Origin of the sequence: Alteribacillus sp. HJP-4, assembly GCF_042139015.1 — a bacterium.
Taxonomy (GTDB): Bacteria; Bacillota; Bacilli; order Bacillales; family Marinococcaceae; genus JBHIKY01.
Genome location: NZ_JBHIKY010000012.1, coordinates 1 through 13,601, shown reverse-complemented (window position 1 = coordinate 13,601; position 13,601 = coordinate 1). Strand labels below are relative to the sequence as shown.

Here is a 13,601-nt window from a genome sequence, read left to right as displayed (position 1 = left end):
GCATGGGCTTTAAAGAGGTGTAAACGGACAATTAGAGACGCAGGGTACATCTCTGTGCGGGGGGGGGTCAGCAACAATTCCCTGGTTGTAAAAAAGCTGCAGCGGAACGGAAAAAGTTACCTTATCAGAAGAAGGGTACAATTCTTGTAAAGAAGTGAATGTTATCGATAACATTTTAAAAAAGCTTATTTTGATTTCCCCTTCCAACAAAATATCCTGGAAGCTGGTTGATAGACCTCTCAAAATTACTTACACTTAGATGAAAGCGCTTATATAAAAAGGGGGGGAAGCTTTTTTGAAGAATACTAGATTTTCAAAAATATTTAGACGTTTTTTGATCTCATATATGATAATTTTACTGCTTCCTCTGATTTCTGGTCTCATATCCTATCGTGTATTTATGGAAACAGCAGAAGAGCATTCCATTGAAAAAAGCAACCAGGCGCTGCAGGAGAGTAAAGATATCGTGGAACAGCGAATGCTGAGTGTGGAACGATTCGGTCGGCAGGTGGCAATGAATTCTGAACTGATCACGTTGTTAAACCGGAATGTTAGCGATAACAGAACGATAGTTTACAGTTTAAGACAGCTTTCCAATGATATTTCTCCCTTTACTCAAACCAATGATTTTCTTGAAAATTTTTATATTTACTTTAAAAACTCTGATATTATTGTGGCTCCGAATAACGTTTATTTTCGGCCAGAGCAGTTTTATTCATTTAATCGATTTGAGAACGTAGAATACGAGGATTGGAAATCATTGATTCTGCAGTCGCAGAACCGAGTCATTCCGAGTACTGACTATGTAACGGATGACATCAAAACCGAAGTCATCACGTTTATACAGCCCCTGCCGCTCGACAGCTATCCAGAGCCGTCCGGAGCGCTTGTTGTACCAATTGAACAAAACAAAATGAATGCTATGCTGGAGAGCATTCCGGAGCAGTTTAATGGGTGGTCTTATATCCTCAATCAGGACGAAGAGATACTGGCATCCACCGGTATTGGGGAACGGGACATTGAATCCCTGACGTCGAAGATAGACGAAGAAAGCACGGTACAAAAGCTCGACGATGGTACATTGATGATGACGTTAACGTCTGAAGGGCGTGACTGGACCTATGTCGCAGGAGTTCCGGAAGTCTATTTAGAGAGTCAGGCCAAGCCGATTAAAACAGTCACCTGGACGGTCACCGGGGCCACTATTTTTATTGGGATTATTATTTGTCTGCTGTTTGCGTACCGTCAAAGCCGGCCGATCACTGCGCTTGTTCAGGTCATAAGAGAACAGAGTGACAATGAAAAGGTGGGCAAGCTTCATAATGAATATGATTTTTTAAACAGCAACATATCAAGCATCATTTCCAAGAACAGTAATTTGCAGGAGCAGATTGAAAATCAAAAGCCATTGTTAAAAGAAACGTTTTGTAAGCAATTACTTTCAGGAAAATTAAATCGTTCGAAAGGATCGATCCATACAGTCGCGGAGCAGGCAGGAATCAGCCTGTCCGGGGAACGCGGATATATTGCGATATTGAAAATTCAAGGGTATGGCGAGATGGTGAACCAGGAAATATACGAAGAATTAACGGCGGCACGGATCATTATAAGAAAAGAATCAGAGGAGCTTATGAGTCACCTGCTTATGACGGATCTTCATTCTGATAAACTCGTTTATATATTTCTAGGCAGCCGTCCGCCGGAAGAGTCTGCTGAGAATATTCAAGAACTGTTTACAGCGCTGAGTGAGAGGCTGTACAAAAATTACCGGATGACATTCAAAGTAGGGATCGGGAACTTTTTCTCCGAGCTGACGAATATCAGTCGTTCATACGACGAAGCGAAGCAGACGGTCGACTATGCATCGCTGGTAGAAAATAATGGGGTTTACTGGCACAAGGACATCGATACGGAATCCTCTATTTTCTATTATCCTCTTGATTATGAGGTCCGCTTTTTAAAGGCGTTAAAAGATGGAGAAGCGGAAGAAGCAAAGCGGACCTTACATGATATATTCGTGGAAAACTTCGAAAAACGTACGCTTTCCCCAGAAATGACTGCACAGCTGTTTCATGAGTTAAAGGGGACTTTTTTAAGAGCGAGTGATCAAATGATATTAAATAGAAAGGAAAATACAAACCAATCGCTCGACCAGCTCTGGAATATCGAGACAAATGACACCGCAGACCGTATTAAGCACTTTCTTCACCAATGCATTGAAGAGTTCTGCGAATTGGTTAATGAACGCAAAAAAAATGCCACGACGTCAGAAGTGCGCATTATAAAACAGTTTTTACATGAAAATTACTCCGACCCCAACGTCACGATCTACTCTATTGCGGAACAGGTGGGGCGTCCGGAAAAATACGTCTCGCAGCTTTTTCATGAACAAACGAATGAATATCTCTCCGACTACCTTGAAAATATCCGGATAGAAGAAGCAAAGCACCTGTTAGCCACCACCTCAAAGAAAATTGCGGAGATAGCGGATGACGTCGGATATAACAGCCCCCATTCCTTTCGAAGAGCATTTAAAAGAGTGGCAGAAGTCACGCCAAATCAATATAGAAATACGACCAACCAATAATCTTTTCCCTAAGATCCTGGACATCCATTTAGTGGGGTACAGGGTCTTCTTTTAGGTAAATCACGCATTGCCCTGTTTTGTACCCTGGTGATGCAATTGGACGTATTCGGATCGTTCGTCCCCATGCTAAGGTATGAAAAAAGTAAGCGCGTTACTATGTAATGGAAACTAGGCTGTGGAAAGGGATGTGATTATCGGTGGTGCTGGAACAATTTGAAGTTGAACCAGGCGCGGTGAAGGTAACAACCTCTAAAGGAATGATGCGTGTAGATTTTTATGCTCCCGACATTGCAAGAGTCCGCTGCACATTAAATGAGGAATTTAGTGAAAAGGATAGCTTAATGGTGGTGAAATCTGGCAATGGAGAGAAAACGGAAGTAAACGTGACGGAAAATAAGGATCATCTTGAACTATCCACGTCGTTACTGAAAATTCAAATCGATAAAGCAACGTGTGCTCTTACGTATTTTGACGCCGAGGGGAGGCTGCTCGCAAAAGAGCCTTCAAAAGGCGGGAAAACATTGGAGCGGACAGAGGTCGTCCGTACTGTTTTTAATGATTCTACGGCCTTAGCGCCTGAGCTTGGAGCGGATGGTCCTCGGGTAAAGACGGCTGGTGCTGAGCAGGTCGTTGACAGGCAGGCCTTCCGAACAAAGCTGGAATTCGAGTGGCAGGAAGGAGAGGCTCTGTACGGTTTAGGCTCACATGAAGAAGGAATGATGAATCTGCGGGGGCAGCACCAGTATTTGTATCAGCAGAATATGAGGCGGTCGTACCTGCCCTATTATCGACGCAGGGCTACGGCATACTTGTAGACAGTTATTCATTAATGACCTTTCATGACGATTCGTTTGGTTCCTATATATGGACTGATTTGAGTGCGGAAATGGACTTTTATTTTATCTACGGCCCGGAATTTGATGACATCATAAAAGGGATACGAGGTCTGACAGGGGAGGCTCCCATGCTGCCAAAATGGGCCTACGGCTACGTACAATCAAAAGAACGGTATCTCTCGCAGAAGGATTTGATTGATACGGTTCAAGAATATCGAGATCGGAGCCTGCCGCTTGACTGCATTGTTTTGGATTGGCGCTCCTGGGTGGACGGGCTGTGGGGACAAAAGACGCTCGATCCGGAGCGGTTCCCTGAGCCGGGGACAATGATGGATGAGCTTCATGCTCGACATGCGAAACTGATGGTTTCGATCTGGCCGACGATGAATCCCGGCGGTGACAACCATCGTGACATGAGGGAACATAACTTTTTACTAGGGAATCAAGCTACGTACGATGCTTTTCAGGAAAAAGCCCGTGACCTTTATTGGAAGCAGGCGAAGGACGGCCTGTTTACCCATGGTGTGGATGCGTGGTGGTGTGACTGCACGGAGCCATTTGAAGCGGATTGGGAGGGAGCTGTAAAGCCGGAGCTAGAGAAACGGATGCTCATTAATACCGGAGAAGCTAAACGTTACCTTGACGCTGAATATATAAATGCCTACTCGCTCTTACACTCCAAAGGAATCTATGAAGGGCAGCGCGCTGCCACCTCCAGCAAACGAGTGGTGAATTTAACGCGTTCCGCTTATGCAGGCCAGCATCGGTACGGGACGATTACGTGGTCCGGGGACACCTCAGCCACATGGGACACGCTCCGGAAACAAATGGCGGACGGCCTTAATTTCTGTGTAACCGGCTCCCCGTACTGGACCTTTGATATCGGAGGCTTTTTCGTCCAGGACAAACCGGATCTCTGGTTCTGGAGCGGCGATTATGACAAAGGCGTAGATGATTTGGGGTACCGCGAGCTCTACGTTCGCTGGTTCCAGGCGAGTGCTTTTCTTCCGATGTTCCGGGCCCACGGAACCGATACCCCAAGGGAACTGTGGCATTTCGGCAGGCCGGGCGAGCTCTTTTACGATACGCTGGAGAAATATTTGAAGCTCCGTTACACATTGATGCCATATATCTATTCTCTTGCAGGGGCCGTTGTCCATAAAAGCTATACGATGTTCCGTGCGTTAGCATTTGATTTTCGCCGTGACGTGAATACACATGATATCGATGATCAATTTATGTTTGGGCCATCCTTTATGGCCGCGCCCGTGACAAAGCCGATGTATTACGAATCGAATTCTCGGGAACTGACGGGGACGGACAAAACCCGCAGCGTCTATCTGCCGGCGGGAAGCTGGTACAATTATTGGAGCAAGGAGCGGATCGAAGGCAATAAAACAATTGATGCCGACGCGGACCTTTCGACCATGCCGCTGTTCGTTCGAGCGGGAGCCATAGTGCCAACAGGCCCGGAAGTCCAACACACCGGGGAACAGCCGGATGCTATACTTTCAATTAACATCTACCCTGGGGCAGACGGGAACTTCACGCTTTATGAAGATGAAGGAGACAACTATAGTTACGAGAATGGAGAGTATTCCACGATAAATATGAGCTGGGACGATGCTCAACGGGTTCTCGTGATGGAGAAGAGAAAGGGAAGCTTTGAAGGGATGCAGCATACTAGAAAATTCAGTGTGGAACTAGTCACGGAAAATCATCCAACAGTGATTTCCTATCACGGGGAGGAAATAAAGGTTACCTTATAAAAGCGTTGCGTCGGCAGCGGAGAGATTTTAGATGTACCTTTTTTCTTAAATGTACCTTGTACGTTACGTGACGTTACTTTCCAGCGTTTTGGTGATATTTCCTGATTATTTCCGCATATGTACCTCCAATAATTGATTGGATGTTTACGTTATTAACGTGCCCATGATACATTTTGAAAAAGTAAGCGCTTTAATTATTCTGACAGAGGGGAGGCTTTGGCTTCACGAAAAAGGAGTGCCGTGCTGAACTCCATTGAAGATAATTTTATTTTGAATATTATTAATTTTTAAAATGTTCTTATAAGTGGATGAAGTATGGTATGGGGCGGGAAACTGTCAACACAGCCATTGGAAAAAGTCTATTTTTGGAGAGGGGATAAAAATAATATGAAAGCTTCTGCTCTTTGGCCGATGATTATCATCCTGACTCTCATCATTACTGCATGTTCCAATAATGATGAGGCAAGTGAGGAGGTCGACGAAGAAGATCTGGAGGAAACCACAGAGATTACAGCGTTTATGCCTGAACACGATGAAATGAATTTTGAAGAAAATTCATTTACCAAGCTGATGGAGGATGAGTATAATATTGATTTCGAGTTTGAAACAACGTCCTGGGATGGAACTGCTGCCAATGAACGAAGACAGATTTCACTTGCAAGCGGGGACTATCCGGATGTTTATTATCTTATCCCGTGGGTAGATCAATTTAGTCCAAGTGATCTTATCCGCTACGGAAAGCAGGGCGTACTCCTCCCTTTAAATGATTTAATAGAAGAGCATGCCCCAAATTTACAAGCGGTTTTAGACGAAGATGAAGAATTTCGGGCCATGGCCACTGCTCCGGATGGCAATATATATGGTGTTCCCCAATTAGTGGAGTGTTTTCACTGTACGTGGGGAAACAAGATGTGGCTCAATACCTCCTGGTTAGATGAACTTGATCTGGAAACGCCTGAGACCCATGAAGAATTCAAGGAAACATTGATGGCCTTTCGGGATGAAGATCCAAATGGCAATGGAGAACAGGACGAAATTCCATTAAGCGGCTCTACGATGACCCAAAAAGAATCAATCATTCCGTTTTTAATGAATGGATTTATTTATGATGATTTAGAAACGAGGCTTCTCATTGAAGATGGTAAGGTCGATTTTGCTGCGAATAAGGAGGAATGGAGAGATGGCCTTGAATACATTCGATCTTTGTATGATGAAGGGTTAATTGATCCAGGGGCTTTTACACAAAATGCAGATGCTTATATGCAGTTAGGAAATGAGGAGCCCAATATTTTAGGTGCTGCGCCAGCCGTGCATATTCAGCTTTTCACAGATAACGATAATCAGTATGACTTTGATGCATTGGCACCATTAGAAGGGCCGAATGCCGCATATTCAAGCTATACCCATCCGATTGAACAGGGGGCGACTTTTGCTCTTACAAACAAAGCCAGCAGTGCTGCGCAGATAAAATCGATTCAGGTGCTTGATTACATGTTCACAGAAGAAGGATCCCTTCGAGCGTTTTTCGGTGAAGAAGGAGAAGGATGGAAAAAACCGGAAGAAGGGGATGTAGCTATCAATGAAGATGTAGAACCTATCTACGTAGACATTCCTGAGGGAGAAGACGAAACACTGCGTAACGACAACTGGGCCGCTTCTGCTCAATACTACCACCCTGTAGAATTCAGGGATGGAATTGTACAGGTGGAAGACATCTATACTGAGGAAGGATTCGAAAGAAGACTTCAGGAAGCAACCTATTTATACGAAGATCAGGAGCCGGAGGATGTGTTCCCATACTGGGGCGTCTGGTATGGCGAAGATGTTCAGGATGAAATAGCTGAGCTCGAAACGAATATACTGGACAATGTGGATCAAAGTGCGGTGCGGTTTATCACCGGCGATTTAAGTTTAGAAGACGATTGGGATGATTATATCGCAGGACTTGAATCTCTGGGGGTTGAGCGTTATGTAGAAATCAATCAGGACGCCTATGATAAATACCTTGAAAATGTAGAATAACCAGTCAACTAAAAAGGGGCTGTATCAAAAGGTCATAAAAAATGACCTTTTGACAGCCCTTTTTTCGACTCTATAAGAAATTTATTGTTAGGTTTAACTTATTGAATGGCTTTTCAGGTTCGCTTGCCGCGAGCAAGGCTTCAGCTAACCGACGGAAAACCACCGTCGGTGGATCTTCAGCTCTTGCTTTTCCCGCGACGCACCGGATGTGCTAGTGTCGATGTTGGCCACAGGACGTGGCCGATTTTAATCGACCAGGCGTCTCACCTGACCGCCAACCAAAAATAAAGGAAAAAATCCCTTCAACATTCTTTTTTTATGCCAAAAACAAAAAAAATCGCCGCTTTCAGTATAAAGAAGGTACCCAACACTACATTAACGAAAGAAGGCGATTTTTTATGAGTAACCTAACGGTCACTTTCCAAGATTATACCATGAATCAGCTGCATAAGCTGGTTTGAAAAAAATACCATGGTCACCATCTGGAGGGATGGCGTCCATGGCCTTTTACGTTAAGGGCTTTTGATACAGCCCCTACCCATTATGAATGGTTTTCAATTGTTTATTTAACCAACTATAAGTGATGGTAGCAACCGAATATGGAATAAAAAATATTAGAATAAGACTACTTATGATTGAGAGTTATCAAACACGGTAATTTATGTTATGCACTTGGTTTTTTCCATCCCCGATGGTGTTAAAAAAGATATTCAATATAAAAAAGCCCTCTTTGCCAGAGGACTTGTTATCTTTTCGCATATTTAAGTTTGGCTTTGCTCTTCTTTATGAAATCTTGCATTAACCGATCGCTTTCTTTTCGTTCGTCTTCCGACTTGTGAGGATAGGCATATATTCTGTTGTGCTCCGTGTCAATAATATGAGCTAGCTCTCCAACGGTGAATTCTCGTTTGGAATTCGTATCATTTTCCGCCATGAATACTACCTCCTCCTTTAGTTAAGTATACGTCAATAAGCTTCTGTGATGTAACTTCATTGATGGCCATACGGCTGGTGCTGCCAATTTGTTGGGCACCTAATTTAGCGTAATAATCCATAAGATTTTTTTTATTGTGTTTGGAGGTAATTAATACAAATCCCTCATAGCCTGCCTGTACACTTAGTTGACATACAGCGGCAAGCATCGTAGGAGCTACATAAATTCCACTTTTGCTTTCTTTCCCCCAATTGGCGGATTCAAGATTTTCTACCAGCACATACCCGTCCCTGTATTCAAATGAAATGGCAGCCTGTATTACATCATTCCCCGCTATTGTCAGTTTATATTCGAACCCTTGCCTTTGGTTAACGTCTACAACGGCCTTCACCGTTCGGGACTTAAACCCTATAGCATGTGCGCATGTCGGACACACCTAAACAGCCATACCCCTGTTGAATATAGGGCTATGGCTGGGTAGATACTTCTTTATTATTTCGATTGTTTACTTGACAGAGAGCAGTTCAATAAAACACCAATCAAAATAGTTAATTTAATTCTGTTTCATATATAAATACATCGAATGGATCTATTTCGATATAACCACTTTGAATTTCATCAGAAATTAATTCTCTCATATTTTTTTTCAGAATCAATTTTTGAGACTCGTCCGAATAATTCAAGATAAAAATATATTTTTTTTCATTTTTCGTTCTTATAGCTACCTCTATATTCTCTGGAGCCACTATATTTGTTTCATCATCTAAATTTAATTCTTTTAGCAAATTAGTTGCGATTTCCAGGTTAAATACTCCGCCAAAATAATAAGTATTTCCTTCACCAAATGCATTTTTTACTAGTGCAGGTTGTTTATCATAATAAGTTCCTTCAAACCTCGCCAGAATGATTTGAGATTCTGAATTATTCAAAGCTAATACTTCATTAAAATCACCTGCTTTATTCATTTCTGAAGTTGCATTCCAACTAATATGAGGTTCCGGTTGTGTACTTGCAATTCTAGTGAAATCTTCAACAGTTACACCAGTTAATTCCGAAAGATATCCTGGAGTTTTCATCATATATGGTTGACCTGTTGTATCTTTATATCCAGACCTACAGCCAACAATCAGTGTCCCACCTTGTTCAACAAATTGTTCTAGTAATACGGAATACTCTTTATTTAATATGGCAGGATGGGGATATATTAAGACTTTGTATTCTTTTAAATGTTTAATATCAGTGCGATCATTAAAATGAAGAGAGTCTACCGGAATGTGATTGTATTGAAAGGCTTTAAACCAAGATTCTTCGCTTTTTTTAGTATAGGGACCATGCCAAGTGTCCATCTCTCCATCCCACTCGTTATTATAATCATGCACAATTGCTGCAGAAGCTTCATATTTAGAATCGAATATTTTTTCGCCGACTCTTCCAATTTCATCACTAATTGTTTGAACTTCTTTGACTCTCCTATTAGGCTGATTGTGATAATCATTTATGCCATGCCAATATATTTCAGAGCCTTTTGTTGATGTTCTCCACCGAAAATACAGTATCATATCTGCACCATGTGCAATAGATTGGTAAGTCCATAGTCGCATCTGACCAGGTTTTGGGGAGGGTTGTTCTACTCTATTAACCCATCCGCCCGGCCCAGACTGTTGTTCAAACACTGCGAAATTAGAACAAATGCTTCTGACCTTACTTAAATTCCAACTCCATTTTCTATCTCTTAAAGGTTTACTTGTATCGTCAGGAATAATAGTTCCGAAGTTGGGATAAGAATCATATGCATAAAAATCCAGTACATTTTCTACTAATTTATGGTTGTCTAAATGCCCAAACATTCCGTTTGTAGTTACCCACTGCGTTGGAGATGCAGCACGAATGATATTAGCTTGCAGTTCCGCAAAAGATATAGCACTGTCAGAAAAAAACTTTTTTTCATCTAAGGCTTGATGAGGATTTGGCGAATTAGCAATAGTTGGTCTTGGAAGAAACACCTGCTCCCATTTTGTATACGTTTGATTCCAAAATACAGCTCCCCAGGCATTATTTAGATTTTCTAAAGATTTATATTTCTCTTTTATCCATTGTCTAAAAGCATTATGATCTGAAGTAGAATAAAATTCATTCGTTTCACAATTTAGTTCATTATCGATTTGCCAACCTACTACTCCAGGATGATCTTTGTAATGTTCAGCTAGCCTTTCTACTAGTTTTGTTGTTAATTCACGATATTTTGAAGAATTATAATTATAATGACGTCTCATTCCATGTTGAAATTGAACCCCGTCTTGACGCTTATTTAGAACTTCCGGGTATTTATGGGTTAACCAGGCCGGTGGTGTAGCCGTGGGTGTCCCCAATATAACTTTTAATCCACATTCATGGGCAAGATCAATGGCTTCATCAAACAATTCAAAAGAGAATTTCCCTTCTTCTGGCTCAAAAATAGTCCATGCAAATTCGGCCATTCGTACATACGAGAAACCCAATTCCTTCATTCGCTCGTAATCATTTTTCCATAACTTTTCTGGCCAGTGCTCAGGGTAATAACATACACCGAGTTTAACGGAGTTTTCACCTATAGCTTTCAATTTTATCCTCCTCTATATTATATATATTGATACTTCACTCTTTAGTAGCCCTTGATAAGGAATCATCATTGCAAGTAAAAAAAGCTGCAAATATAGTTTCTCTTCCTTTAAATTTATATAATTAATAGGTTGTATATCTTCTACTGTTTCAGCAAAATCACTATAAAATGTTTGATCACTAAAATATTCTTGTTCCTGATTGAAAAATTCTTCTTCATAAGCACCAGATAATGATGGAAATAAACCTCTATTTTTTAATCCTGTGATTTGAAGATCAACATTAGTTGTTGCGAATTCTGAAAAAACATACGCTGCTTCTTTATTATCAGAAGCTTCAGGAACAGCTAATGCTGACCCACCATTGTTTGAAGCACGATTTCCTCCCTTTTCAAATGCCGGCAATTCAAACATTCCCAAATTGCCAGATAGTTCAGGCATTTGTTCTACCATTGTTCCACTCCACCAAACTGCGTCAGGTTGTGTTGCAACAGCGCCGTTAAGCATTCCTCCTTTTTCCCATTTGTATGTTACTGGCCAGTAAGTAAAATAACAGCGCTTTCATAAAATTTAGCATGGGCTTTCCAAAAGTGTAAACGGACAATTAGAGACGCAGGGTACATCTCTGTTTCGGTGGATTCATCAATGATTCGTGGTGTCTGAAAACAGCTGCAGCGGCAGGTAAAAAGAACCCTTTCTGGATGAAGGGTACATTTCTTGATCACGTGCCAGTTAGGCAGCATGCCATAAATGTTATCGATAACATTTTGAAAAGGGCTGCTGTCCATTGAATTTTGGCTCCCCATCCCATATTTATCCTGAAATGTAGTTGATAGCACGCCCCAAATTACTTACACTTAGATGAAAGCGCTTATATAAAGAAAGGGGGGAGTTTTTGAAGAATACGAGATCTCAAAAATTTTCAGGCGTTTTTTCCTATCCTATATAATCATTTTGCTGCTTCCTCTTGTTTCTAGTCTCATTTCTTATCGTGTGTTTATGGAAACAGCAGAAGAGCATTCCATTGAAAAAAGTAATCAGGCACTGTAGGAGAGCAAAGATATCGTAGAACAGCGAATGCTGAGTGTGGAACGTTTCGGTCGTCAGGTGGCGATGAATTCTGAACTGATTACGTTGTTAAACCGAAATGTTAGCGATAACAACACAATAGTTTATAGTTTAAGGCAGCTTTCCAATGATATTTTGCCTTTTACTCAAACCAATGATTTTCTTGAATATTTTTATATTTACTTTAAAAACTCTAATATTGTTGTTGCCCCGAATAACGTTTATTTTCGACCAGGGCAATTTTATGAGTTTAATCGGTTTGAGAATGTAGCATACGAGGATTGGAAATCATTGATTCTGCAGTCGCATACCACAGTCATTCCGAGTACTGAGTATGTAACGGATGACATCAAAACCGAAGTTATCACGTTTATCCAGCCCTTGCCGCTCCATAGCTATCCAGAGCCATCCGGAGCGCTTGTAGTACCGATTCCCCAGAGCAAAATGAATGTTAATCTGCAATGAGAAGCCTCGTTTCTAAATCATCATAAATAAATCCATTCATTAAAAACGGAATGATTGATTCTTTTTGGGTCATGGTAGAGCCGCTTAATGGAATTTCGTCCTGGATGGTAAGGTCGATTTTGTTGCGAATAAGGAGGAATGGAGAGAAGGTCTAGAATACATTCGTTCTTTGTATGATGAAGGGTTAATTGATCCCGGGCTTTTACACAAAATGCAGATGCTTTATTCAGTTAGGAAATGAGGACCCTAACATTTTAGGCGCTGGGACAGGGGCGCATCTGCAGCTCCTCACAGATAACGATAATCAGTATGACTTTGATGCCCTGGCCCCGTTAGAAGGGCCGAATGCCCAATATGCCAGCTATACACATCCTATTGAACAAGGGGCGACTTTTGCTCTTACAAGCAAAGCCAGCAGTGCTGCTCAGGTAAAATCTATTCAGGTGCTTGATTACATGTTCACAGAAGAAGGATCCTTTCGAGCGTTTTTCGGTGAAGAAGGAGAAGGATGGGAAAAACCAGAAGAAGGGGATAACGCTATAAATGAAGATGTAGAACCTATTTACAGAGAAATTCCTGTGGGAGAAGACGAAAACCTTCGTAACGACAACTGGGCCGCTTCTGCTCAATACTTTCACCCGGTAGAATTCAGGGATGGAATTATGTAGGCGGAAGACATCTATACGCCGGAAGGATACGAAAGAAGACTTCAGGAAGCAACCTATTTATACGAAGATCAGGAGCCGGAGGATGTGTTCCCATACTGGGGCGTCTGGTATGGCGAAGATGTTCAGGATGAAATCGCTGAGCTCGAAACGAATATTCTCGACAACGTTGATCAAAGTGCCGTGCGGTTTATCACCGGCGATTTAAGTTTAGAAGACGATTGGGATGATTATCGCAGGGCTTGAATCTCTGGGAGTTGAGCGTTATGTAGAAATCAATCAGGATGCCTATGAAATCTATCTTGAAAATGTAGAATAATTAGTGAACCAAATAGGGTTTCTGCCGGATACAGACAGAAACCTTTGGTTTGTTTGGAGGTGGTTGGCGCGCGTTGCCCGGGGTGGATTTGGCGGACAAGAGATCCGCTATTGTGCGTATTTTGCTAAATTTGGTGTAGTTGGCGGACAGGAGATCCGCTATTTGGCTTTCCAGCACTCCAAATGGCTGTCAAATAGGGTGATAGCGGAACGGATGGACCTCTGTCAAGAAAGTGGACACCCTTTAACAGAATAGGAATGATGCGATGGTGACAGCTACAGATCATTCTTCCCTATGTTTCAATCGTAGATGATCTCGCAGAAGCGTCAAGCCCAGCCC

General features: G+C 41.9%; 12 protein-coding genes. 7 read left to right on the top strand and 5 right to left on the bottom strand.

The features are described from left to right. The first annotated feature begins 295 nt into the window (after window positions 1–295). The 4 genes from ACE4RR_RS12530 (at window position 296) to ACE4RR_RS12515 (ending at window position 7,214) form a co-directional block, all read left to right on the top strand. Window positions 296–2,587, top strand: a complete 2,292-nt coding sequence (locus ACE4RR_RS12530) for a helix-turn-helix domain-containing protein (RefSeq protein ID WP_375535764.1) — start codon at window positions 296–298, stop codon at window positions 2,585–2,587. 197 nt (window positions 2,588–2,784) lie between these two features. Continuing rightward, window positions 2,785–3,402: a DUF4968 domain-containing protein gene (locus tag ACE4RR_RS12525; RefSeq protein ID WP_375535763.1), complete on the top strand. Its 618-nt coding sequence runs from the start codon at window positions 2,785–2,787 to the stop codon at window positions 3,400–3,402. Window positions 3,403–3,551: 149 nt separating this feature from the next. After that, window positions 3,552–5,192: a TIM-barrel domain-containing protein gene (locus ACE4RR_RS12520; protein ID WP_375535762.1), complete on the top strand. Its 1,641-nt coding sequence runs from the start codon at window positions 3,552–3,554 to the stop codon at window positions 5,190–5,192. Window positions 5,193–5,579: 387 nt separating this feature from the next. Beyond that, window positions 5,580–7,214 carry a type 2 periplasmic-binding domain-containing protein gene (locus ACE4RR_RS12515; protein ID WP_375535761.1) on the top strand — a complete coding sequence of 545 codons (1,635 nt, stop codon included), beginning with the start codon at window positions 5,580–5,582 and terminating at the stop codon, window positions 7,212–7,214. 745 nt (window positions 7,215–7,959) lie between these two features. On the opposite strand, the gene ACE4RR_RS12510 is transcribed toward ACE4RR_RS12515, so the two are convergent. The 5 genes from ACE4RR_RS12510 to ACE4RR_RS12490 form a co-directional block, all read right to left on the bottom strand. Then, a complete protein-coding gene (locus tag ACE4RR_RS12510; RefSeq protein WP_375535760.1) occupies window positions 7,960–8,148 on the bottom strand; it encodes a hypothetical protein in 189 nt (62 codons plus the stop codon). Next, window positions 8,135–8,584: a hypothetical protein gene (locus ACE4RR_RS12505; RefSeq protein ID WP_375535759.1), complete on the bottom strand. Its 450-nt coding sequence runs from the start codon at window positions 8,582–8,584 to the stop codon at window positions 8,135–8,137. The genes ACE4RR_RS12510 and ACE4RR_RS12505 overlap by 14 nt, the downstream gene beginning before the upstream one ends. Before the next feature lie 112 nt (window positions 8,585–8,696). After that, a complete protein-coding gene (locus ACE4RR_RS12500; protein WP_375535758.1) occupies window positions 8,697–10,748 on the bottom strand; it encodes a beta-galactosidase in 2,052 nt (683 codons plus the stop codon). A 12-nt stretch (window positions 10,749–10,760) separates the two neighbouring features. Next, entirely contained in the window at window positions 10,761–11,252 is a 492-nt protein-coding gene (locus tag ACE4RR_RS12495; RefSeq protein ID WP_375535757.1) for an extracellular solute-binding protein, read from the bottom strand. Window positions 11,253–11,275: 23 nt separating this feature from the next. Beyond that, the gene (locus ACE4RR_RS12490) at window positions 11,276–11,533 is read right to left on the bottom strand and encodes a hypothetical protein (RefSeq protein ID WP_375535756.1); all 258 of its coding nucleotides are present in this window, start codon (window positions 11,531–11,533) and stop codon (window positions 11,276–11,278) included. 325 nt (window positions 11,534–11,858) lie between these two features. Here ACE4RR_RS12490 and ACE4RR_RS12485 point away from each other — a divergent pair, with 325 nt between their 5' ends. The 3 genes from ACE4RR_RS12485 to ACE4RR_RS12475 all read left to right on the top strand — a co-directional run bounded on the left by ACE4RR_RS12485 (window position 11,859) and on the right by ACE4RR_RS12475 (window position 13,189). Continuing rightward, window positions 11,859–12,278: a hypothetical protein gene (locus ACE4RR_RS12485; RefSeq protein WP_375535755.1), complete on the top strand. Its 420-nt coding sequence runs from the start codon at window positions 11,859–11,861 to the stop codon at window positions 12,276–12,278. A 188-nt stretch (window positions 12,279–12,466) separates the two neighbouring features. After that, window positions 12,467–12,946, top strand: coding sequence for a type 2 periplasmic-binding domain-containing protein (locus tag ACE4RR_RS12480; protein ID WP_375535754.1), 480 nt, complete (start codon window positions 12,467–12,469; stop codon window positions 12,944–12,946). An 84-nt stretch (window positions 12,947–13,030) separates the two neighbouring features. Next, on the top strand, window positions 13,031–13,189 hold the full coding sequence (locus ACE4RR_RS12475; RefSeq protein WP_375535753.1) for a hypothetical protein: 159 nt from the start codon (window positions 13,031–13,033) through the stop codon (window positions 13,187–13,189). Window positions 13,190–13,601 lie beyond the last annotated feature (412 nt).

Bases quoted from the DNA above. Each gene is read 5' to 3' on its own strand.
- ACE4RR_RS12520 (WP_375535762.1), top strand. From the start codon at position 3,552: ATGCTGCCAAAATGGGCCTACGGCTACGTACAATCAAAAGAACGGTAT.
- ACE4RR_RS12515 (WP_375535761.1), top strand. From the start codon at position 5,580: ATGAAAGCTTCTGCTCTTTGGCCGATGATTATCATCCTGACTCTCATC.
- ACE4RR_RS12510 (WP_375535760.1), bottom strand. From the start codon at position 8,148: ATGGCGGAAAATGATACGAATTCCAAACGAGAATTCACCGTTGGAGAG.
- ACE4RR_RS12495 (WP_375535757.1), bottom strand. From the start codon at position 11,252: ATGCTTAACGGCGCTGTTGCAACACAACCTGACGCAGTTTGGTGGAGT.
- ACE4RR_RS12490 (WP_375535756.1), bottom strand. From the start codon at position 11,533: ATGGACAGCAGCCCTTTTCAAAATGTTATCGATAACATTTATGGCATG.
- ACE4RR_RS12485 (WP_375535755.1), top strand. From the start codon at position 11,859: ATGAATTCTGAACTGATTACGTTGTTAAACCGAAATGTTAGCGATAAC.